The organism is Promicromonospora sukumoe 327MFSha3.1, from assembly GCF_000385135.1.
Taxonomy (GTDB): Bacteria; Actinomycetota; Actinomycetes; order Actinomycetales; family Cellulomonadaceae; genus Promicromonospora; species Promicromonospora sukumoe_B.
This window is the reverse complement of record NZ_ARQM01000012.1, coordinates 364,899-387,287: the sequence shown is the minus strand read 5'-3', so window position 1 is coordinate 387,287 and position 22,389 is coordinate 364,899. Positions and strand designations below refer to the sequence as shown.

Annotated in this window: 19 protein-coding genes; 11 read left to right on the top strand and 8 right to left on the bottom strand. The window is 73.0% G+C overall.

Annotation, left to right across the window (positions count from 1 at the left end):
- Nucleotides 1-110 precede the first annotated feature (110 nt).
- Nucleotides 111-914 (top strand): SDR family oxidoreductase, encoded by an 804-nt coding sequence (locus H291_RS0120495; protein ID WP_020016896.1) that lies wholly within the window; start codon nt 111-113, stop codon nt 912-914.
- Nucleotides 915-993: 79 nt separating this feature from the next.
- The gene (locus H291_RS0120490) at nt 994-2,571 is read left to right on the top strand and encodes a molybdopterin-dependent oxidoreductase (protein ID WP_020016895.1); all 1,578 of its coding nucleotides are present in this window, start codon (nt 994-996) and stop codon (nt 2,569-2,571) included.
- Between the two features lie 18 nt (nt 2,572-2,589).
- Here H291_RS0120490 and H291_RS0120485 read toward each other — a convergent pair whose 3' ends face one another.
- The 5 genes from H291_RS0120485 to H291_RS0120465 form a co-directional block, all read right to left on the bottom strand.
- Nucleotides 2,590-3,042: a MarR family winged helix-turn-helix transcriptional regulator gene (locus H291_RS0120485; protein WP_020016894.1), complete on the bottom strand. Its 453-nt coding sequence runs from the start codon at nt 3,040-3,042 to the stop codon at nt 2,590-2,592.
- A gap of 106 nt (nt 3,043-3,148) precedes the next feature.
- Nucleotides 3,149-3,796: an FMN-dependent NADH-azoreductase gene (locus tag H291_RS0120480; RefSeq protein ID WP_020016893.1), complete on the bottom strand. Its 648-nt coding sequence runs from the start codon at nt 3,794-3,796 to the stop codon at nt 3,149-3,151.
- A gap of 50 nt (nt 3,797-3,846) precedes the next feature.
- On the bottom strand, nt 3,847-4,950 hold the full coding sequence (locus H291_RS30935) for a type IV toxin-antitoxin system AbiEi family antitoxin domain-containing protein (protein ID WP_033327431.1): 1,104 nt from the start codon (nt 4,948-4,950) through the stop codon (nt 3,847-3,849).
- Between the two features lie 138 nt (nt 4,951-5,088).
- A complete protein-coding gene (locus H291_RS0120470) occupies nt 5,089-5,850 on the bottom strand; it encodes a hypothetical protein (RefSeq protein ID WP_020016891.1) in 762 nt (253 codons plus the stop codon).
- Nucleotides 5,847-6,455, bottom strand: a complete 609-nt coding sequence (locus H291_RS0120465; protein ID WP_020016890.1) for a SigE family RNA polymerase sigma factor — start codon at nt 6,453-6,455, stop codon at nt 5,847-5,849. The genes H291_RS0120470 and H291_RS0120465 overlap by 4 nt, the downstream gene beginning before the upstream one ends.
- A 319-nt stretch (nt 6,456-6,774) precedes the next feature.
- Between H291_RS0120465 and ileS the strand changes: the two genes are divergently transcribed.
- A complete protein-coding gene (gene ileS / locus H291_RS0120460) occupies nt 6,775-10,080 on the top strand; it encodes an isoleucine--tRNA ligase (protein ID WP_020016889.1) in 3,306 nt (1,101 codons plus the stop codon).
- Nucleotides 10,081-10,145: 65 nt separating this feature from the next.
- Here the strand turns inward: ileS and H291_RS33865 are convergent, their stop codons facing one another.
- From H291_RS33865 to H291_RS0120445, 3 genes are all read right to left on the bottom strand, one after another.
- Entirely contained in the window at nt 10,146-11,381 is a 1,236-nt protein-coding gene (locus H291_RS33865) for a hypothetical protein (RefSeq protein WP_157237206.1), read from the bottom strand.
- Nucleotides 11,382-11,575: 194 nt separating this feature from the next.
- Nucleotides 11,576-12,850, bottom strand: a complete 1,275-nt coding sequence (locus H291_RS30930) for a hypothetical protein (RefSeq protein WP_020016887.1) — start codon at nt 12,848-12,850, stop codon at nt 11,576-11,578.
- Nucleotides 12,847-14,763: a hypothetical protein gene (locus tag H291_RS0120445; protein ID WP_020016886.1), complete on the bottom strand. Its 1,917-nt coding sequence runs from the start codon at nt 14,761-14,763 to the stop codon at nt 12,847-12,849. Before H291_RS0120445 ends, H291_RS30930 begins: the two co-directional genes overlap by 4 nt.
- A gap of 57 nt (nt 14,764-14,820) precedes the next feature.
- Between H291_RS0120445 and H291_RS0120440 the strand changes: the two genes are divergently transcribed.
- The 8 genes from H291_RS0120440 (at nt 14,821) to ndk (ending at nt 22,288) form a co-directional block, all read left to right on the top strand.
- Entirely contained in the window at nt 14,821-16,164 is a 1,344-nt protein-coding gene (locus H291_RS0120440; protein ID WP_232216128.1) for a bifunctional folylpolyglutamate synthase/dihydrofolate synthase, read from the top strand.
- Between the two features lie 177 nt (nt 16,165-16,341).
- Nucleotides 16,342-17,337 carry a dihydroxyacetone kinase subunit DhaK gene (dhaK, locus tag H291_RS0120435; protein ID WP_020016884.1) on the top strand — a complete coding sequence of 332 codons (996 nt, stop codon included), beginning with the start codon at nt 16,342-16,344 and terminating at the stop codon, nt 17,335-17,337.
- A gap of 19 nt (nt 17,338-17,356) precedes the next feature.
- Nucleotides 17,357-18,040 (top strand): dihydroxyacetone kinase subunit DhaL, encoded by a 684-nt coding sequence (gene dhaL / locus H291_RS0120430; RefSeq protein ID WP_020016883.1) that lies wholly within the window; start codon nt 17,357-17,359, stop codon nt 18,038-18,040.
- Nucleotides 18,037-18,783, top strand: a complete 747-nt coding sequence (locus H291_RS0120425; protein WP_020016882.1) for an HPr family phosphocarrier protein — start codon at nt 18,037-18,039, stop codon at nt 18,781-18,783. The genes dhaL and H291_RS0120425 overlap by 4 nt, the downstream gene beginning before the upstream one ends.
- A 59-nt stretch (nt 18,784-18,842) precedes the next feature.
- Nucleotides 18,843-19,559, top strand: coding sequence for a TetR/AcrR family transcriptional regulator (locus H291_RS0120420; protein ID WP_020016881.1), 717 nt, complete (start codon nt 18,843-18,845; stop codon nt 19,557-19,559).
- A 54-nt stretch (nt 19,560-19,613) separates the two neighbouring features.
- Complete coding sequence (locus H291_RS0120415) at nt 19,614-21,290, top strand: MDR family MFS transporter (protein ID WP_020016880.1); 1,677 nt, start codon at nt 19,614-19,616, stop codon at nt 21,288-21,290.
- On the top strand, nt 21,287-21,727 hold the full coding sequence (locus tag H291_RS0120410; protein WP_020016879.1) for a DUF4233 domain-containing protein: 441 nt from the start codon (nt 21,287-21,289) through the stop codon (nt 21,725-21,727). Before H291_RS0120415 ends, H291_RS0120410 begins: the two co-directional genes overlap by 4 nt.
- A gap of 87 nt (nt 21,728-21,814) precedes the next feature.
- Complete coding sequence (gene ndk / locus H291_RS0120405) at nt 21,815-22,288, top strand: nucleoside-diphosphate kinase (RefSeq protein WP_020016878.1); 474 nt, start codon at nt 21,815-21,817, stop codon at nt 22,286-22,288.
- Nucleotides 22,289-22,389: the final 101 nt, after the last annotated feature.

Genomic DNA, 22,389 nt, shown 5'->3' with positions numbered 1-22,389 from the left:
CCGCGACCCGGTCGCCACATTACACCGGCTGATCTGCCCGTTCCGGGCGCTTTCGCTCTCGGCGTCGGACGGTCCCGCGGGCGGGGCACCGCCGAGGTTAGGGTGCCGACATGAGCGACAGCACCGCCCCGCGGACCGGCCCCGAGATCACCACGACCCGGCGCGCCCTGGTGACCGGGGCGTCGTCCGGCATCGGCGCCGCCACCGTGCGCCGCCTGCGCGCCGACGGCTGGCAGGTCGTGGCCGCCGCGCGCCGCGCGGACCGGCTGGAGGCGCTCGCTGCGGAGACCGGCTGCGAGGTCTACGCCGTCGACCTGACCGACGACGCCGCCGTGGCCGCCCTCGCGGAGCACCTCGCCGCGACCGGCGGGCTGGACGCCGTGGTGAACAACGCGGGCGGCGCGCTCGGGCTGGACCGCGTGGAGGACGCCGACATCGACGGCTGGCGCCAGATGTACGAGATCAACGTGCTCGGCACGCTGCGCGTGACCAAGGCCGTGCTGCCGCTGCTGCGGGAGGCGGGCGCCGCCAAGGGCGTGGCCGACGTCGTGAACATGACCTCGACCGCCGCCCAGGGCGCGTACGAGGGTGGCGCTGGGTACACCGGCGCCAAGCACGCCGAGCACATGCTGTCCCAGACGCTGCGCTGGGAGATCGCGGGCGAGCCGGTGCGCGTCATCGAGGTGGCGCCGGGGGCCGTGGCGACCGAGGAGTTCTCCCTGGTCCGGTTCGGCGGCGACGCCGAGAAGGCCGCCGCCGTCTACGAGGGCTACACGCCGCTCGTGGCCGACGACGTCGCCGACATCGTGGCCTGGGCCGTGTCCCGCCCCGACCACGTCAACATCGACCTGGTGACGGTCCGACCGCGCGCCCAGGCGCACAACTCGAAGATCGTGCGCGGCACCGGGATCTGACCGCAGGGGAGTTCTTACGAGATCGTCATGATCTTCGCCGGGGCTCGGCTCGTCCAGGAACCCGTGCCAGGCTGAGCCCATGACGCAGGCAACCGAGAGCCCGGCCGCCCCGCAGGCCGACCGCTCACCGGGCGACGCGGGCTGGGCGGCCCTGGCCGGAGTGCTCGCCGGCGGCGCGGGGCTCGCCGTCGCGGAGCTCGTCGCGGCCGTCGTGGCCCCCGGCTCGAGCACGCTGTTCGCGGGCGGGTCCGCCGTGATCGACGCCGTGCCCGGCTGGCTCAAGGACTTCGCCGTGCAGTGGTTCGGCACCAACGACAAGGCGGTGCTGCTCGGGACGATGGGCGTCGTCCTGGCCCTGGGCGCGGCGCTCGCGGGCTGGCTGGAGCTGCGCCGTCCGCCGGTCGGCTCGGTGCTCGTCGGGGCCGTCGGCGTGGTCGGGGCGATCGTCGCCGTCCTGCGCCCGGACGCGACGGCGCTCTGGGCACTGCCGAGCATCATCGGCCTCGGCGCCGCGGTGCTCCTGCTGCGCGCGGCCGTCGCGCGGCTGCGCCCGACGGCGGCCCAGCGGGCGTCGTCGGCGTCGGACGGCGCGGTGGACCGCCGCGGGTTCCTGGCCGTGTCCGGCATCTCCGTGGGCGTCGCCGTGCTGGCGCTGGTGGGCGCGCGCGTGCTGTCCGCGGGGTCGACGGCGGTGAGCGCCGTCCGCGAGAAGCTGCGCCTGCCCACCGCGCGCACCGCCGCTCCCGCCGTGCCCGCGGGGGCCGACCTGGAGCTCGACGGCCTGACGCCGTACATCACGCCGAACCCGGACTTCTACCGGATCGACACCGCGCTGATCGTGCCGCAGCTCGACCCGGCCGACTGGTCGCTGCAGGTGCACGGCCTGGTCGACGAGCCGTTCACCATCACCTGGGACGAGCTCCTGGCGCTGCCGCTCGAGGAGCACCACGTGACGCTGGCCTGCGTGAGCAACACCGTGGGCGGCGACCTCATCGGCAACGCCCTGTGGCTCGGCTACCCGATCCGCGCGCTCCTGGAGCGCGCCAAGCCGCGGGCCGGCGCCGACATGGTGCTCTCCCGCAGCAGCGACGGGTTCACCGCGGGCACGCCGCTGGAGGTGCTGCAGGACCCGGACCGCGACAGCCTGCTCGCGATCGGCATGAACGGCGAGCCGCTGCCGGTCGAGCACGGCTTCCCCGCGCGGCTCGTGGTGCCCGGCCTGTACGGGTACGTCTCGGCCACCAAGTGGGTCACCTCGCTGGAGGTCACCACGTTCGACGCCGACCAGGGCTACTGGACCCCGCGCGGCTGGTCAGCACTGGGGCCGATCAAGATCGAGTCGCGCATCGACGTGCCGCGCGGCTCCGCACCCGCCGGTGCCGTGACCGTGGCCGGGGTGGCCTGGGCGCAGCACACCGGCATCGCCAAGGTGGAGGTCCGGCCCGACGACGGCGACTGGGTCACCGCCGAGCTCGCCGAGACCGTCGGCCCCGACACGTGGCGGCAGTGGCACGTCTCGATCGACCTCGCCGCGGGCAACCACACCCTTGCCGTGCGCGCCACGGACGCAGACGGCCAGGTCCAGACCGAGACCGAGGCACCGCCCGCCCCCGACGGCGCGTCGGGCTGGCACACCGTCACGGTGTCGGTGGGCTGACCCGGGCCGTCCCTGGGTTCAGCAGAAGGGGTCGGACGCCGCCGACGTCGCGGCCACCAGCAGCTCGTGGAGCTGCGCGCGCTGTGCCGGGTCCAGGGTCTCGAAGACCTCGTCCTCGACGGCGCTGAGCGCGGTCTCCGCCCGGCAGAGCAGCGCGACGCCGTCGTCGGTCAGGGAGACCACGTGCCGCCGCCGGTCCTGCGGGGACCGGCGGCGCTCGACCAGGTGCCGGTCCTCCAGCTCGTTGAGCAGGCCCACGATGTTGGTGCTGTCCAGCACGAGCGCCGTCGCCAGGTCGCGCTGCGTGATCTCGGCCCGGTCGCGCAGCACGGTGAGCGCCACCAGGTGCCGCGTGCGCAGGCCGAGCGGGGCCAGCGCGGACTCGCTGCGCCGGCGGAGATGGCGGGCCAGGTAGTCGATGAGCGCGCCCGACCGGCGTACGGACTGGTCCAGGACCGGCGACTCCTCCACGGCTTCTCCTTCGTCGTCGCGACCCCGCAACTCTACGGGAGCACGGGGTCGCGACGTGGGGAATTACGCCGTGAGCGGCGGCTCGGGGGGTGGCTCAGGTGGTGGCTCAGGCGGTGACGACCGCGGGTGCCCACAGGTCGTCGATCTCGGTCTCGGCCTGACGGCGGCTCTCCTCCGCCAGCGGCACCAGCCCGGCCATCGCGGGGTTGGTCCCGGCGAGCGTCAGCTCGGCGGTGATGAAGCGCGGCTCCAGCCCCACCATCGCGACGCCGTGCGGCAGCCACGCTGTCGCGTGGTCCCAGCCCTGCCGCGGCGCACCCTCGCCGTACCCACCGCCGCGGGAGACCACCACGACGAAGTCGCGGCCGCCCAGCAGGCCCTTCCCGGTCTCGGGGTCGAGGGACAGCCCCGGCGCCATCAGGTGGTCCACCCAGGACTTCACGGTGCTCGGCGCCCCGTAGTTGTAGATCGGCAGGCCGAGCAGCACCGTGTCGGCGGCCGCGACCTCGCCGACCAGCTCCGAGATCCGGGCCCACGACTCGGCCTGCTCGGGCGTGTGCTGGTCGGCCGGCAGGCCACGGCTCAGGTTCGCGGCGGCATCGAAGTGCGGCACCGGGTGCGCGCCGAGGTCGCGGTAGGTCACCGTGCCCTCCGGGTGCGCGGCGCGCCAGGCGCTCGCAGCCCGCGCGGTGAGCTGCCTGCTGACCGAGCTGTCGCCCTGGATGCTGGCGTCGATGTGCAGCAGTGTTGCCATGGTCGGGTTCCTCCTGGAGGTGTCGTGTCCGGCCGATGCGGCCTCCAGCGTCAATCATTTGTGAACCACATAGTATTTCCGGCCCGCGTGTGACCTGGCTCACTCCACCCCGCGCCGCCGACGTTGACCACAGCAGTTGCTGCCACTCGGGGGCCGTCAGTGGCAGCAACTGCTGTGGTCAACACCTTGGAAGATGGGTGGGCGGGTGGACGCCAGGTTGATCGGCGCAGGATGTCCGCGACCTGGGTGACGATGTCGTTCGTGCTCAGGTGAGTCGGGAAGAAGCGCAGGACGATGTTCCGGCCTTCGCTGAGCAGGCCGTTCTGGCGCACCGCGTCGCGCTCGGCCTGCCGGTCCGTCCCGTGGAACTCCTGTGAGTCGATCTCCACGATGAGCCAGCGGCCCGCGCCCAGGTGCCAGGCCATGTCGGCTCGCCCGAGGAACCGGCCTGTGGCGTCGAAGAAGTCGCGCTGCAGGTCGTCGGGCGCGATCTCGGCGTCGTGCAGCCGTAGCCTGGCGTGGCTCTCGGGTGGTGACTCGGCGCGGCCGTCCGTGAGGGCGAGCCACGGGATCACCTTGAACGCGTCCCGTCTTCGTCGCAGCCGCCGTCGGATCGACGCGAGCTGTGTCACGTCGATCAGCCCCTGGTGCAGTGCGCTGTCGAGGGTCGCGACGGCCTCGTCCCTGCTCAGGGTCGGCAACGCCTGGACCAGGGCGCACTCGACCCCGGCCACCTCGCGACCGCGGATCCGGACGGTCTCGGCCCTGGTCACGTACTGGCGCAGGACGATTCCGTCGCGTGGCCTGCCGGCGGCTCCGCGAGGCAGCGCGTACTCGGGGGTGATCCGGCGAGGCAGGCCTTGGACTCCGTGCAACACGAGCGCGCAGGCCCCGACCGCGATCGCGCGCCGGTTGGTCAGGAGCGCGGTCCATGCTGCCCGTTGTCGGGCGGCGTCGTGCGGATGCAGGCCGACCGGCACGTCTCCGGTGTCGTAGACCCCACGGATCACCCGGCGCCACGCGCCGCCGGTGACGAAGCTTCGTCGCCTGGACGGCCCGACGCCGACGGCGTCGCACTGCTCGGCGGACACGAGACCGCCCTGCCGGCGCGCCAGGACCAGGAGCTCCTCGGGGACGGCCTGCCTTCGACTCACCGACCCATTACACCGAATGGCATCGCTTGCCATCGCTTGTTATCCACAGCTGAAGGTGTTGACCACAGCAGTTGCTGCCACGAAGGGTTCGCAGCGGCAGCAACTGCTGTGGTCAACGCCCGGTGGTCTAGCGAGACCTCAGTCCAGCGACAGCGTCGGGAGGAACGCCTCGACGAAGGACTCGGCCGTGTCGTGGGGCAGGTTGAGCGTGATGAAGTACGCGCCCGGGCCGGTGGCCGGTTCGATGACCAGCATCTTCGGGCCCTTCGCGTCGTCGGGGACCTCGCTGCCGGCGGGCAGCCCGTAGACCTCGGCGGCGACGTCGAACTGGAGGGCGCTCTCCGCCCCCGGCACGTCGAACGGTTCGCCGCCGCTCCGCTCCGCGATGTCCGGCCAGATCTCGCTGTCGGATCCCTCGTCGTAGTACCCCAGGTAGAGGAACGGCGGCGAGTCGGGGTCCTCCTCGCTGTGCCACATCTCCGACGTCTCGCCGGGCTCGTCCTCGACCGGGCCGCTCGTCACGATCTCGGGCGGCAGGGCGTAGGTGAGGCCCTCCAGCTCCTCCGCGTGCCACCCGTCCGCGGCCAGCTGGGCCCGCAGGCGCGTCGTCTCCAGCCCGGAGGCCGGGTCGGCGGAAGCAGAAACAGCCGCCCCCGGCAGCAGCTCGCCCGTCGCCGTCGTCGTGCCGCCCAGGGCGAAGGCCGTCGCCGCGACGGCCGCGACGGCCGTGAGGCCGCCCCCGCTCACGAGGAAAGCCCGCCGCGCCCGCGTGCGGCGCACCGCGATCCGGGCCAGGTCGTGCGGGTCGGCGGGGGTCGGTGGCACCACGCCGCCCACCACGTCGCGCAGGTGGTCCACCCAGCCGTCGTCGACGGGCGGGGTGCTGTCGTTCCTGGTCATGCGTCTGCTCCTTCCGAGAGCAACGTGCGCAGGCGGGCGAGGCCGCGTGCGCCCTGGGACTTCACGTTTCCGACGCTGACGCCGAGCTCCTCGGCGACGTCGGCCTCCGACCGGTCGAGCAGGTGCCGCAGCACCACCACCCGGCGCTGGCCCGGCCCGAGCTGCCGCAGCGCTTGCACCAGGCGCTCGCGCTCGGCGACCTGAGCGACGTCGTCGGCGGGGGCCCGGCTCGTAAAGCCCGCCGCTCCCGCCTCCTGCGCGACGGCGACGTCCTCGGGCGACCGCAGCACCTCGCGGCGGGTGCGCCGCCAGCCGTCGATCCGCGCGGTGGCCAGCACCCTCCGGGCGTAGCCGAACGGGTTGCCGTCCTTGATCCGGGCCCAGTGCCGGTAGGTGCGTTCGAGCGCGATCTGGGTCAGGTCGTGGGCGCGGTGGTCGTCGCCGCAGAGCAGGTAGGCGATCCGGTGCAGCGCCGCCGTGCTCTCGACGGCGAACTGCCGGAACTGCTCCTCGGCGGACAGCCCGGTGCGGACCACCGAGAACGACGGCTCGGCCCACCGGGAGACGCCGGCCGGCGGGCCGGTCGCTTCGCTGATTGCGTTCATGCCCCCTGGACGCAGCCCGGGCGTGATCAGGTTGCACGCGGGATCTTTCGGCTTGCCGACGCCCGGTACGATTGCCCCACAGGCATCGACCCGGCCATCACCGGTGAGCCTCCGGAAGAACGGGCGAACCCACAGCGGGGGAGCCCTACTAGAACCGGACGGGTAGGCCCGTCACAGCCGTCAACGAGCGGCCGTGCGCGTGAGCGAGCGGCAAGCGGGGTGGTACCGCGGCGCACCCAGGTGTGGCGTCCTCGCAGCAGAGCAACACAGAAGTCCACCTGCTGCCGAACCGCTGAACCCGCCAGGAGCCAGAAGAACCATGGCCTATCCGCTGCACCGTCCCAGCGACGCCGCCGACCCCGTGCCCGCGTCGCCCAGCCTGCCCGATCTCGAGCGCGACATCCTCGCCTACTGGGAGAAGGACGACACCTTCCGCGCCTCGGTCGAGGCCCGCCCGGCCGGCGAGAACGGCAGCAACGAGTTCGTCTTCTACGACGGCCCGCCCTTCGCCAACGGCCTGCCGCACTACGGGCACCTGCTGACCGGGTACGCCAAGGACGTCGTGCCGCGCTACCGCACCATGAAGGGGCAGCGCGTCGAGCGGCGCTTCGGCTGGGACACGCACGGCCTGCCGGCGGAGCTGGAGGCGATGAGCCAGCTCGGCATCAAGACCAAGGACGAGATCGTCGAGCTCGGCATCGACAAGTTCAACGCCGCGTGCCGCTCCAGCGTGCTCAAGTACACCGACGAGTGGCGCGCGTACGTGACGCGCCAGGCCCGCTGGGTGGACTTCGAGGGCGACTACAAGACCCTGGACCCGACGTTCATGGAGAGCGTCGTCTGGGCCTTCAAGTCGCTGTTCGACAAGGGTCTGATCTACGAGGGCTTCCGCGTGCTGCCCTACTGCTGGAACGACCAGACGCCGCTGAGCAACCACGAGCTGCGCATGGACGACGACGTCTACCAGCAGCGCCAGGACCCGGCCGTCACGGTCGGCTTCCGGGTGACCGAGGTGCCGGCGGGCGCGGACACGCTGCGCGCGGACGACCACCTGCTGATCTGGACCACGACGCCGTGGACCCTGCCGTCCAACCTGCTGGTCATGGTGGGGCCGGACGTCGACTACGTGATCGTCGAGTCGTCCTTCACCGGTACCCCGCAGCGGTACGTGCTGGCCGAGGCGCGCGTGGCGGCGTACGCCCGCGAGCTGACGGACGAGGGCAACGACGAGCCCACCGTCGTCGGGCACCTGAAGGGGAGCGACCTGCTGGGCGCGGCCTACGAGCCGCCGTTCGCCTACTACGAGGGGCACGCGGGCGCGCACCGCGTGGTCGAGGCCGACTTCGTCACCACCACCGACGGCACCGGCCTGGTGCACAACGCAGGCGCCTTCGGCGAGGAGGACAAGCAGGTCAGCGACCGCGAGGGCGTGGACCCGGTCATCCCCGTGGGGGCCGACGGCGCGTTCACCTTCCCGGTCGAGGAGTACGCCGGCCTGCAGGTCTTCGCGGCGAACGCCCCGATCATCGACCACCTCAAGGCCCGCACGCGCGGCGCCGGCGACGACGAGGCCGGGCGGACGACGCCGGGCACCGTGCTGCTGCGCCGCGAGCAGTACGCGCACTCCTACCCGCACTGCTGGCGCTGCCGGAACCCGCTGATCTACATGGGCGTGTCCTCGTGGTTCGTCGAGGTGACGAAGTTCAAGGACCGCATGGGCGAGCTCAACCAGGAGATCACCTGGGTCCCGGAGCACATCAAGGACGGCCAGTTCGGCAAGTGGCTGGAGAACGCCCGCGACTGGTCGATCACGCGCAACCGGTTCTGGGGCTCGCCCGTGCCGGTCTGGAAGAGCGACAACCCGGCCTACCCGCGCATCGACGTCTACGGGTCGTTCGCGGATCTGGAGCGTGACTTCGGCCGCCTGCCGCTGGACGAGGACGGCAAGCCGAATCTGCACCGCCCCTACATCGACGACCTGACCCGGCCCAACCCGGACGACCCGACCGGGCAGTCCACGATGCGCCGCGTCGAGGACGTGCTGGACGTCTGGTTCGACTCCGGCTCGATGCCGTACGGCCAGGTGCACTACCCGTTCGAGAACAGCGACTGGTTCGAGCACCACTTCCCGGGCGACTTCATCGTGGAGTACATCGGCCAGACCCGTGGCTGGTTCTACATGATGCACGTGCTGTCCACGGCGCTGTTCGACCGGCCCGCGTTCAAGACGGCGGTCTCGCACGGCATCGTGCTGGGCTCCGACGGCCGCAAGATGAGCAAGTCGCTGAAGAACTACCCGGACGTCAACGAGGTCTTCGACCGCGACGGGTCCGACGCGATGCGCTGGTTCCTCATGGCCTCGCCGATCCTGCGCGGCGGCAACCTGGTGGTCACCGAGGAGGGCATCCGCGACGCCGTCCGCCAGGTGCTGCTGCCGCTGTGGAGCACGTACTACTTCTTCACCCTGTACGCGAACGCCGGGAACGACGGCGCCGGGTACGCGGCCCAGCCGCTGACGCCGGAGCGCGTGGCCGGGCTGCCCGTCATGGACCGGTACCTGCTGGCGCGCACGCGCGGTCTGCTCGCCGACGTGACCGAGCAGCTCGACGTGTACGACATCGCCGGTGCCTGCGACTCGGTGCGCCAGTACCTCGACGCGCTGACCAACTGGTACGTGCGCACCCAGCGCGACCGGTTCTGGGCCGAGGACGCCGACGCGTTCGACACCCTGTCCACCGCGCTCGAGGTGCTGTGCCGGGTCATGGCTCCGCTCGCGCCGCTGCTCACCGAGGAGGTCTGGCGCGGCCTGACCGGCGAGCGCTCCGTGCACCTGACGGACTGGCCGTCGCTGGCGCCCGGCTCCCGCGAGGCCGAGGTCCTGGTGGCCGACGATGCCCTCGTGGCCGCCGTCGAGTCCGCGCGGGCCGTCGTGTCGCAGACGCTGGCGCTGCGCAAGGCGAACAAGCTGCGCGTGCGGCAGCCGCTGCGCTCGCTGGTCGTGGCGGTCGCGGACCCGGACGGCGTCGCGCCGTTCACCGGGCTGCTGGAGACCGAGCTGAACGTCAAGGAGGTGCGCCTGGTCGCCTTCTCGCCCGAGGTCGCCGCCTCGTTCGGCGTCACCGAGCGGCTCGCGGTCAACGCCCGCGCGGCCGGGCCCCGCCTGGGCCGCGGTGTGCAGGCCGTCATCAAGGCGGCGAAGTCCGGCGCCTGGTCCAGGACCGACGCGGGGGCCGTGGTCGTGGCGACGGCCGACGGCGACGTCGAGCTGCTCGAGACCGAGTACGAGCTGACGACCGTGGTCGGGGGCGACGCGGCCGAGGCCGGCGCCGAGCCCACCACGGCCGCCAGCGTGCTGGCCGGGGGCGGCTTCGTGGTGCTCGACCTCGAGCTCGACGACGCGCTGCGCGCCGAGGGCTACGCCCGCGACGTCGTGCGCGACGTGCAGGACGCGCGCAAGGCCGCGGGCCTGCAGGTCGCCGACCGGATCGCGCTGGACCTGACGGTCCCGGCCGAGTGGGTCGCCGCCGTCGAGGCGCACCGCGAGCTGGTCTCCCGCGAGACGCTGGCGACGTCGCTTGACGTGACCGTCGGCGCCGAGCGCGCGGTGGCCGTGACCAAGGCCTGACCTGGGGATACAGGAAGGGGGCCGGAGCGCGTTGCGCTCCGGCCCCTTCTGTTCCGACGGCGCCGTCAGCGGTTGATGCGGGCGTCCCAGTTGCTCAGGATGTCGACCATCGGGATGCCGTAGACGTACGAGAAGCACTGCGTGGACACCGACGTGCTGCCGCAGCTGCGGCGGTTGGAGCCGCCGTCGATCATGCCGCGGGCGTAGGCCTCGCCGTCGATGATCGCGTACATGGGCCCGCCGCTGTCGCCGCCCCCGACCACGACGCCGCCGTCCTCCCGGCTTGCCCGGAAGCCGTGGCAGGTCTCCTTGCCGCAGGTCCAGGCGACGTCGACGGCGCGCACCTTGGCCCCGCAGTGCTCGCCCGTGACGGCCCCGGAGGCGCAGATGTTCTGCCCGACGGCGGGCTCCTGGACCCCGGCGACCTTGAACCGGTAGCGCTGGTCGCCGTGGGACCCGTTCCACGGGCCGCCGTACACGCGGCTCGCCGCGGTGCCGTCGGGCTTGATGAGCTCGGCGTCGAGCCTGGGCTCGCGGCTGGAGACCGTGCCGATGCGCTGCCCTGCGCCGTCGCGCACCACGTCGCCGACCGCCTCGTTGCAGTGGGCGGCGGTCACGATCCGCTCGTGGCCCCCGGGGGCCACGATCGAGAAGCCCGTCGTGCAGTAGTCGGTGCCGTCCTTCGAGGCGATCGCGCTGCCCGCGTGCCAGGGGGAGGCGTCGTTGCGCCGGCTCGCGGAGGTGGACATGACGCCGTCGTCGACGAGCTCGACCCGGACCGGGACGCCCGCGGCCTCCGCGAGCGCCCGGTCGAGACCGGCCGATCCGGCGGCGGACGAGTCGCGGGCGACCTCGACGACGAGTCCGGCGTAGCCGCCGTCCGGGTAGGCGGCGACGACGGCGTCCGGGCCGTGGGCCGCGCGCTGGCTGTCGAGCAGGCGGGTGCTGGCGGCGTGCAGGTCCGCCCCGCTCAGGGCGGCCCGCTCGACGTCGACGGTGACGCCGTCGGCCGCTGCCGCCAGCTCCTCGACGGCCGCCGGGGCCGCGCCCTTCCAGGAGACGGTCACGCGCGCGGCGTCGTAGTCGACGGCGACACCGGCGTAGCCGGGCGCCCCGGCGAGCGCGGTGGCGGCGTGCGCGGTGTGGTCGACGGCGGACTGCACGGCCGCTCTGGTGTCAGCCTGTCCGGCCTCGACCTTGCCGCCGGCTGCCGCTGGTACCGACACCACCGCGGAAACGGCGAGCGCCGCGACGGCGACCCCCACGACGACCGCGCGCTGCACCGTGCTCTTTCGTCCCATGCTGTCGGTTCCCCCTCGACGAGCCCCTGCGCATCAGGTCCGATGCCGCCGTGACATCGTTCTCGACGGGGTGAAAAGCCGCAACACACGCGTGTGGTGCGGAGATGCAGGTCGGGGGACTGACCGGGGTTCAGCAGGCGGCATGTGACCGTCCGGGGCGGGGATGCGGTCGGCTGGGGCCTGGTGAACCCGGGTCAGTAAGGGCGGGGCGCCGGAGCCAGGTACGCCCTGTCCGTCTCGACGTCCAGCACGTCCAGCACGATGCCCACGTACGACTGCGTACCGATCAGCAGGCATCCGCCACCGCCCGCTCGTGCGCCCTCGATCCCGCGCGCGATCGCGGTCCGCGCGTCCACGACCTCGCCGTGCAGGGCCTCGGCCTCCGTGAACCTGAGGTAGTCGTCCGCGCGAGCCGGGACGACACGGTCGAACCCGCGGAGCTCGGCGAAGCAGGCCGCTACGTCCTTGGTGTCCGGGAAGCTCGCCACGACGGTGTCCAGGGTGCCGTGCCACCGCAGGTAGTCGGTGACGGCGGCGGCGACGCCCTCGGGCGAGATCGCGCCGTCGACCATGACAGGAGTCCCGTCGAGCGTGTGCCGGCTCAGCCGGCCCGGGACGTGCACGCTCGCGAGCGTGGTCGTGGCCAGGCCTTCGTCCACCTGCCAGCCCTGGACAGCGGCCAGGGCACGCGCCGCGGCTACCCCGACGGCCGCGTTCATCCGGGTGAGTGACGCCAGCCCGGCGGGAACCGACGTCGTCGAGCCGGCTGCAACGGTCACCACGTCCGCGCCGTGCCGCGCCGCGGCCTCCTCGATGATCGCGGTCACCTCGGCGTCCTGCTCCACCGTCACGATCGTGCGCGTCGCGGGCCCGACGACGCCGAGCAGGTCGCGCGCCACGTCGCCCAGCGTGGGGCCGAGCAGGTCGCCGTGCTCGTAGAACACCCGCGTCACGGCGACCACACCCGGATCGAACAGGCTCACCTCGTCGGACAGGCCGCCCAGACCCTCCTCCAGCACCAGCGCATCGGCGCCGTGCGCCGCCGTCCAGGCCGCTCCCGTGACCGTGAACGCCCCGGTCGGTGACAGATAGCCGGAGCCGGCCGCGGGGACGGCGGCCCGAGCCCGGGTCAGCCCCTGTGCCATCTCCTCGTACTCCTCGGCCGAGACGGCCTGGCCGTCCAGCCGCACGCGCTCGCGGTTCGTCCGCAGGCCTGGTGAGGAGACCAGACCCGCATGGGCCAGGCGGTTGTCGTCGACCAGCGTGGCGGACAGCGTCGCGGCGGCGTGCACGGCGGCCGTGCCCTTGCCCTTGGACCCGACGACGACGAGCACGGGCGGCGTCGCGTCCCAGGTGCCCAGCACGTCACCCACGGCGCGGGCCCGGTCCAGGGAGCGGCGGGTACCCGGCCGCCTGGTGCTCCACTCCTCGAAGAAGGCGCGGTCTCCGGGCAGGTGCTGGGCGGTCACCGGCCTACCTTCTCACCGCCCGGACCGGTCCCACGACCGGCGGGGCCGCCTACCTCGGCCATCTCCTCGACCCAGCCTTTGTCGACCCGGGCTCCGCTGCGGGGCTGCGGGATGCGCAGGCGCGCGAGCGCGAACACGGACATCACCGCCGTTCCCAGGCCCAGCATGAGCCAGTGCGGGTCGGGCAGGGCCGCGCCGGCGAGCACGAGGCTGGCCAGGGGGACCACCAGGGCGTTGAGGTTGCCGACCAGGACCGGCCGCAGCCGGCGCCGCACCGTGACGACGGTCGCCACCGGTGCGCCCAGGTCGCCGCGGAGCCGGGACGACATGCGGACCACCACGTGCGGCGACATGCCGTCGGGCAGGTGCGGCCACAGGCGGTTGACCCGCTGCACCCTCTTGATCGACTCGGGTGGCACCCCGGTCTCGGGCGGGTCGTGGTCGGCGACGGCCAGCGCGGCGACCTCCCGGCCGCCCCAGCGGACGAGCACCTGCTGACCCGACTCGATGCCGATGCGGTCGAACACCGCCGGGTGCAAGGTGACGACCGGTGCCCCGTCGTCACCGGCGTGCGCCTGGACCACGCGGGCGGAGAACTCGGGTGCGCGGAACAGCGCACGCCAGAGATGCTCCAGCACGGTGTCGACCGCCGCGCCGAACCGCCTGGACCACGGGCCCTGCGCCCCGCTCCGGATCACTTCGGGCAGTGCTGCCACGAGCGCGACGGAGGAGTCGTCCGCCGCGCCGTCCGCCGCGATGAGGAGGCGGAGCTGGTAGGCGAGCCGGACGGTGCCCCGCCGGACGTGCCCGCGCGCCACCGCACGGACCCAGGCCGTGACCCCGTTCCGCACCAGGAGGTAGGTGCCCGGGACCAGGTCGGCAGGGTTCACCTGCACCTCGTCGGCCGCCGGCATGTCGCGGGCGAGCGCGGCGCTGGTTCGCAGCGGTGCGATCGGCGGCACCCGGAGCGAGAGCTCGGTGGCGCCCGTCATGGCGTCGCTCAGCCCCCCGCTGGCGCCGATCTCTCCGGGCAGGAGGCCGCGTGCAGCTTCCGGTACCCCATCAGCGGCGGCGCTCCACGCCCAGGCCACGGTGGAGCGGTCGTCGGTCGCGACGGTGACCGGAACGGGTCCGTGGATCCCGGCCAGGACGTCCGGATGCACGACGACAGTCGGCAGGCCGGACGGGATCTTCACGGGCACCGCCGTGTACCGGGTCCGCGCGGGTGCTGCGGCGCACTCGATCGCGGCGACCAGGGCGGCGACCAGCCGGGTCAGCTCCTCTGGCGCGCCCGACGGCACCCTCAGGTGGGCACCGACCTCCACCTGGACGGCGGCCGTCCCCAGCGCCTGCGCGAAGGCGGTGACGGTCGTCGGACGCATGGCGGAGAAGACCGCGTTCGTGGTGACCCGGAGATCGCCGTCGTCCAGCGCGGCCACCACCGACGCGGGGACCAGACCCGAGCCCGTGCCGAGGTCGACGTCGGACTCCGGCCGGCTGCGCATGCCGTGCAGGTCGACGACGACCGCCGGGCGCAGCTCGGCCAGCCGGTCCTTGAGCGCGTGCTCCTCGTCGTAGTTCGCGTCCCCGGGCGTGCCAACGGCCACGAGGGCCGTGCAACCGGTCAGCTCGGCCAGGAGGAGGGCGAGCCCGCCGGTGCCCCGGTCCGCGAGCTTGGCCGCGCCCTCGCGCTCGTGGTTGGTCGCGTGCGGGGCGGTGACCACGACGTGCGGTCGCACCGTGCCGGCGACCTCCAGCAGACCCGGTGTCGGTTCCGCCACACCCGCCGCGATCGGCACCGGCCACGGCGGACCCCCGCCGTCGTACCGGTCCTGGCTGAAGATCCGCTCCAGATCCAGCCACCTGGCCGCGGGACCACCCGTCACGCCCGACGTCTCCTGCTCGTCCGACACCTGCTGAGCCCCCGAACGAGATCGGCAACGTTGATCCCGGAACCCTATCCTCGTCTCGTGGACGAAGCCTTTGAAGCAGTACGTCGCGAGATCGCGGCACGAGCCCCCGAATTCGACATCGACCCCACCATGGCCCGCGTCGAGCGTGTCCTCGAGCTCCTCGGCGACCCGCACCGCGCCTACCGCACCGTCCACATCACGGGGACCAACGGCAAGTCCTCCACGGCCGGCATGGTCGAGCGGCTGGTGCGCGAGCACGGCCTGCGCACCGGACGGTTCACCTCCCCGCACCTGACCAGCGTCACCGAGCGCATCGCTATCGACGGCGAACCCCTCACCCCGGAGCGCTTCGTCGAGGTCTTCGAGGACGTCGCGCCCTACATCGGTGTCGCCGACCGCGAGTCGGAGGAGCAGGGCGGACCCCGCCTGAGCTTCTTCGAGGTGCTCACCGTCATGGCCTTCGCCGCGTTCGCCGACGCCCCCGTCGACGTCGCGGTCATCGAGGTCGGCATGGGCGGCACGTGGGACTCCACCAACGTCGTGGACGGCGAGGTCGCCGTCATCACGCCCGTCGCCATGGACCACGAGCGCTGGCTCGGCTCCACGATCGAGGAGATCGCCACCGAGAAGTCGGGGATCATCAAGAAGGACGCCGTCGCCGTCATCGCCGAGCAGCCCGACGCCGCCCTCGAGCCGATCCTCGCCCGCGCACAGTCCGTCAACGCGCACCTGATCCGCGAGGGCGTCGACCTGGAGGTCGCGGACCGCCGCATCGCCGTCGGCGGCCAGCTCCTCGACCTGCGCACGCCCGCCGGCGTCTACACCGAGATCTTCCTGCCGCTGCACGGCGCCCACCAGGCGCACAACGCGCTGCTGGCGCTCGCGGCCACGGAGGCCCTGATCAGCGGCGGACGCGCGCTCGGCGCCGAGATCGTCGAGGCGGGGTTCGCCGACGTCAAGGTCCCCGGCCGTCTCGAGCTGGTGCGCTCCAGCCCCACGGTGCTGGTCGACGTCGCGCACAACCCCGCCGGCGCCGAGGCCCTGGTGGACGCGCTCGGCGAGTCGTTCAACCTGGAGCGCGTCGTCGCGGTCGTCGCCGTGATGGCGGACAAGGACTCCGAGGGGTTCCTGTCCGTCCTGGAGCCGAGCATCGCCGAGATCGTGGTCACCCGGAACTCCTCGGAGCGGTCCGCCGACCCGGAGGACCTCGCCGAGGTGGCGCGCGAGGTCTTCGGCGAGGAGCGCGTGCACGTGGCCGACCGCCTCGACGAGGCGCTCCAGGTCGCCGCGGACCTGGCCGAGGCCGACGAGACGGCGGGCGCCGCCGCCGGCACGGGGGTGCTGGTCACGGGCTCCGTGGTGACGGTCGCGGACGCGCGCATCCTGGTGGGCCGTAGCTGAGCTGGGCCAGGGCGCCCCGAGTTGCGGTTCGGGCGCACACGTCACCCGGGTGACCTGTGCGCCCGACCCCGGGGTTTCTGTACGACCCGGCCCGCCGTGGTGTTACATGAACCCCAGGGGACGTGTTCGCGGGCCCGGCGCCGTCGCCGGGCCGCACAGTCCCGCGAGGAGGTCGTCGTGAAGAAGCTGCTGAACGATCCCGCTGACGCCGTCGCCGACTCCCTGGCCGGCTTCGCGCTCGCGCACGCGGACCTGGTGCAGGTCAGTACCTCACCGGTCTTCGTCAGCCGCGCCGGGGGCGCGGTCACCGGAAAGGTCGGGCTGGTCAGCGGCGGCGGGTCGGGGCACGAGCCCCTGCACGCGGGTTTCGTGGGGGACGGCATGCTCGACGCCGCCGTCCCGGGCGCCGTGTTCACCTCGCCGACGCCGGACCAGATCCAGCCCGCCATCCAGGCCGCCGACGGCGGCGCGGGCGTGCTCACGATCGTCAAGAACTACACGGGCGACGTGCTCAACTTCGAGACCGCGGTGGAGCTCGCCGAGGCCGAGGGCGCCGAGGTCGCCTCGGTGCTGGTGAACGACGACGTCGCCGTCGAGGACTCCCTGTACACGGCGGGCCGCCGCGGGGTGGCCGGGACGGTCGCCGTCGAGAAGATCGCGGGCGCCGCCGCCGCGCGGGGTGCCGACCTCGCAACTGTGCAGGGGGTGGCCGAGCGGGTGATCGCGAACGTGCGGACCATGGGCGTCGCGCTGGCCGCGCCGACCGTGCCGCACGTGGGCCGGCCCAGCTTCGACCTGGGCGAGGACGAGATCGAGGTGGGCATCGGGATCCACGGCGAGCCGGGCCGCCACCGCGTGGCGGCCGTCGGCGCCGACCAGGTCACGGAGATGCTCCTGACGCCGGTCGCGGACGATCTCGCGCTGGACGGCGGCGACCGAGTGTTGCTGTTCGTCAACGGTATGGGCGGCACCCCTCTGTCGGAGCTCTACGTGGTCTATGGTCGAGCGCGGCGCCTTCTCGAGGAGCGCGGCGTCACGGTCTCCCGGTCGCTGGTGGGCAACTACGTGACGTCCCTCGAGATGCAGGGGGCATCCGTCACCGTCCTCCGGCTGGACGACGAGCTGGAAGCCCTCTGGGACGCGCCGGTGAACACTGCAGCACTCCGGTGGTGAGACAGGAAGGTTCCGAGACATGACGCTGGACGCGGACTGGGCGGAGCGATGGGTGCGCCGCACGGCGGTGGCCGTCGCGGACGCGAGGGACGAGCTCACCGAGCTCGACCGGCAGATCGGCGACGGCGACCACGGCGAGAACATGGATCGCGGGTTCCGGGCCGTGGTGGCCCGGCTCGACGACGCGGCGGCCCAGCCGGCCGGCGCGGACGAGCGGACCGTCGGTGACGTGCTCAAGCTGGTTGCGACGACCCTGATGTCCACGGTGGGCGGCGCGTCCGGCCCGCTGTACGGCACGGCGTACCTGCGCGCGGCGAAGGTCTCGGGCCGCCCGCAGATCGACCCGCCGGCCGTCGTCGCCGTGCTGGAGGCCGCCCTGGAGGGCGTGTCCTCGCGCGGCAAGGCGACGGTGGGGGAGAAGACGATGGTCGACGCGTGGCAGGCGGCGGTCGACGCCGCCGAGGCCGCGGCGGCCGACGCCGGCTCCGAGGTGGACGTGCTGCGCGCGGCGGCCGAGGCGGCCGACAAGGCGGCGACGGCGACGATCCCGATGGTGGCTACCAAGGGTCGCGCGTCCTACCTCGGCGAGCGCAGCGCGGGTCACGAGGACCCCGGCGCACGGTCCACCGCCCTGGTCCTGGGCGCGGCGCTGGCCGCCGCGCTGTCCGGACCGGCGTCGGCTGACCCCCGCGGCGCGGCATGACGGCGCGGGTCGCGCTCGTCCTGGTCTCGCACTCCGCGGAGCTGGCCCGCGGGGCGGCGGAGCTCGCCGGACAGATGGCGCCCGACGTGCTGGTCCGCGGTGTGGGCGGAGGCCCCGACGGCGGCCTCGGCACCTCGCTCGACGCGATCCAGGAGACCCTCGAGGAGGTCCTGGCCACCCTGGCCGAGGCGGCCGGTGCCGCCGACGGCGCGCCCGTCGCCGGCGGCGGCGTCGTCGTGCTCGGGGACCTCGGGTCCTCGGTGCTGACGGTCGAGGCGGCGCTGGAGCTGGACGACACCCTGGCCGAGCACGCGGTGCTCGCGCGCGCGCCGTTCGTCGAGGGCGCGGTCGCCGCGGCCGTGACGGCGCACGGCGGTGCGGACCGCGACGCGGTGCTGGCGTCGGCGAACGCGTCGGTGGGGATGTTCGCGGCGATCGGGGCGGCGCAGTCGCCCGAGGCGGGCGAGGCGACGTCGGCCCCGCCGGCCGAGGGCTCGCGGACCGTGACCGTCCGCAACCCGCTGGGCCTGCACGCCCGCCCGGCGGCGCTGGTCTCGCGCAAGGTGGCCGAGCTGGGGGCGAGCGTGACCATCGACGGTGTGGACGCGTCCAGCGTGCTCCAGCTCATGGCCCTGGGCGCCACGAAGGGCCGGGAGCTGCGGGTCGAGGCCACCGGCGACGGCGCCGCGGAGGCCGTGCGCACCGTCGCGGAGATGATCGAGGCCGGCTTCGGCGAGGTGTGATCGCGGTCTCATCTTTTTGCAGTTGATGAATTTTTGCGCGGGGTGCAAGAATTGGGCCCATGGCCCCCACCTCCTCGCGCGAGAACGTCGCGCCCGCTGAGCCCGCCGAGTCCGCCGGCCCCGCGTCCGGCCCGGACCTGCGCGAGCTCGTCGCCGCGCTGGAGGGCACGCCCGCGGAGCAGGGCCTGCGCGAGCGCAAGAAGCGCGCGCGGCGCGCGGCCCTGATCGACGCCGCGCAGAACCTCGTCGCGGAGCACGGCCTCGACGCCGTGACCGTCGAGATGATCAGCGCCGAGGCGAACGTCTCGCCCCGCACCTTCTTCAACTACTTCGAGTCGAAGGACGACGCCGTGCTCGGCGCGGAGGACACCGGCCTGCCGGAGGACGTCATCCGCACGTTCGTCGACGGCGGCCCGACGGGCCGGCTGCTGTCCGACCTCCAGGCGGTGGTCGCCGCCCTGCTCGCGCCGGCCGGCGAGGCCCACGACCGCGTGATGCGGGCCATGGACCTGATGCAGCAGGAGCCCGCGCTGCTGCGGCGCCACGTGGTCTGGATGGACCGGCACAAGGCCCGGCTCGCCGAGCTCTTCGAGGCCCGCCGCGCGGTCGCCCCGTTCACCACGGACGCCGAGCTGCTCACGATGCTCGTCCTGCTCATGCTGCGCACCGCGCTCGTCGCCTGGGAGCACGCCGGTTACACCGGCAACCCGGCCGACCACCTGCCCGACGCCGTCGCGCAGCTCATCGACGTCGTCTCGGCCGACCTCGTCTCCTGAGACCTCCTCCTCGTCCGCCCCCCGCTCGACCTGATCCCCAGAAAGGCACCCTCAATGAGCCACGCCGTCACCACGGCGCCGGACAAGCCGCTGGTAGTCCTCAACCAGCGCACGATCTGGCTGATCTTCGGGGCCCTGATGGCCTCCATGTTCCTGTCCTCCCTGGACCAGACCATCGTCGGCACCGCGATGCCTACCATCGTGGGCGAGCTCAACGGCGTCGAGCACCAGGGCTGGGTCATCACGGCCTACATCCTGGCGATCGCCATCGCGATGCCGCTGTACGGCAAGTTCGGTGACCTGTACGGCCGGCGCTGGCCGTTCCTCGTGGCGGTCGGCCTGTTCGTCGTCGCCTCGCTCGGCGGCGGCATGGCGCAGTCGTTCGAGGCCCTCGTGGCCTGGCGCGCCGTGCAGGGCCTGGGCGGCGGTGGCCTGATGATCCTGTCGCAGGCGATCATCGCCGACATCATCCCGGCGTCCGACCGCGGCAAGTACATGGGCCCGATGGGCGCCCTGTTCGGCATCTCCGCCGTCGCCGGCCCGCTGCTCGGCGGCTGGCTCACCGACGGCCCCGGCTGGCGCTGGACCTTCTGGATCAACGTGCCGATCGGCATCGCCGCCTGGTTCATCGCCTACTTCGCGCTCAAGCTGCCGTCGCACCGCTCGAACCGGCCCACCGACCTGGGCGGCATCCTGACCATGGCGCTCGGCACCACCGGCATCGTGCTCCTGACGAGCTGGGAGTCGCTCGGCCACGACGGCTACGACTGGTCCGACCCGACGCTGCTCGGCGTGCTGCTCGGTACGGCCGTGATGGTCGGCCTGTTCATCTTCATCGAGAACCGCGTGGCGGAGCCGCTCATCCCGCTGCGGCTGTTCAAGAACCGCACGTTCACCATCACCACGCTGATCGGCCTGGTGCTCGGCATGGGCATGTTCTCCGCCATGGCGATGCTCCCGACGTTCCTGCAGATGTCCGCCGGCGCGGGCGTCACCGAGTCCGGCCTGCTGATGCTCCCGATGATGGCCGGCGTGATGCTGACCTCGATCGTCTCCGGCTTCGCGATCTCGAAGACGGGCCGCTACAAGATGTTCCCGGTCGTCGGTCTCGCCGTCACGATCCTCGGCATGATCTGGCTGACCCGCCTCGAGGGCGGCATGTCCCTGTGGCTGTTCGGCGCCATGATCTTCGTGCTCGGCGCCGGCATGGGCCTGATCATGCAGACCATCGTGCTCGCGGTGCAGAATTCGGTGGACCCGCACGAGCTGGGCACCGCGACGTCGTCGAACAACTTCTTCCGGGAGATCGGCGCCGCAGTGGGTACCGCCGCCTTCACCACGGTGTTCACGTCGCGCCTCACGGACAACCTGCAGGGTGTCTTCGAGGGCCTGCCGGAGGGTGCGGCGCCCGCGGGCGGCGGCTCCGGCCTGACGCCGGCGCTCGTCGAGCAGCTCCCCGAGCCGCTGCGCAGCGGCGTCGTCGACGCCTTCGCCGACGCGCTCGCCCCGGCGTTCTGGTACCTCGTGCCGCTGGTCGCGGTCGGCCTGGTGCTCGCCCTCTTCCTCAAGGAGGTCAAGCTGTCCAACCAGGCCGGCATGGTCGCCCGTGGCGAGGCCGTGATGGAGGGTGCGGCCGCTGACGCCGAGCCCGCCGACGCCGTGGCCGCCGTGGGTGCCGCCGAGCCCCGCGACGCCTCCGGCCCTCAGGAGACGGATATCCTGAGGAGGTGAGCAAGGACCAACCCGCCCCCGGCGACCGCATCAAGGCCAAGAAGTCCGCGCTGGTGCAGTTCACGTCCACGACGCTGCTGCTCGAGGTGTTCCTCGTGCTGTTCGCGACCATGGTGGTGTGGGCGCTGCGCGACTCCGAGTTCGGGCGCGGCCCGCTGCGCATCGACTCCAGTGCCGTCATCTGGGTGCTGGGCGGCCTGCTGGTGCTGGTGCTCCTGGTCCTCTCGCGGGCCCAGGGAACGCCGGCCGGGCGGGCGGCGGGCACCGTCGCTCAGGTGCCCGTGCTCGCCATGGGCCTGCTGGTGCCGATGATGTTCCTGGTCGGCGGCATCTTCGTGGTGCTGTGGATCTACGCGCTGCGGCTCGGCAGCCGCGTGGACCGCGAACGGGCGGAGTACGACGCCGCCCACCCGGAGACGGCGCCGAACGTCCCCTGATCCAACCTGTCAGACGCTCAGGTCACCCCGGTGACCTGAGCGTCTGACACGTTCGGGGAGGGCCCGTTGCCCCGATAGGGTGGGCCCATGACCGACGTCGCAGAGAAGACCCTGCCCACGGAGGCCTCGACGCAGCCCGTGGCCGAGCGCACCCTCGTCCTCGTCAAGCCCGACGGCGTCCGCCGCGGCCTGTCCGGAGAGGTACTGCGCCGCATCGAGACCAAGGGCTACACCCTCCGGGCCGTGGAGCTCAAGCACGCCACGACCGAGCTGTTGGCCGCCCACTACGCCGAGCACGAGGGCAAGCCGTTCTACGCCCCCCTCGTCGAGTTCATGATGTCGGGCCCGGTCCTGGCCGTCGTGGCCGAGGGCCAGGGCGTCATCCCCGGCTTCCGCTCGCTGGCCGGCGCCACCAACCCGACCGACGCCGCCCCCGGCACCATCCGCGGTGACCTGGGCCGCGACTGGGGCACCAAGGTGCAGCAGAACCTGGTGCACGGCTCGGACTCCGCCGAGTCGGCCGCCCGCGAGATCTCCCTCTGGTTCCCCGAGCTGGGCTGACCCGCCCCGCCCCGCACGTTCCGCCGAAGCGGCACCCCGCCGAAGGACCCGGGTGCCGCTTCGGCGTATCCCTGCTGTATGTCCGACGTTCAGCCCCTCTT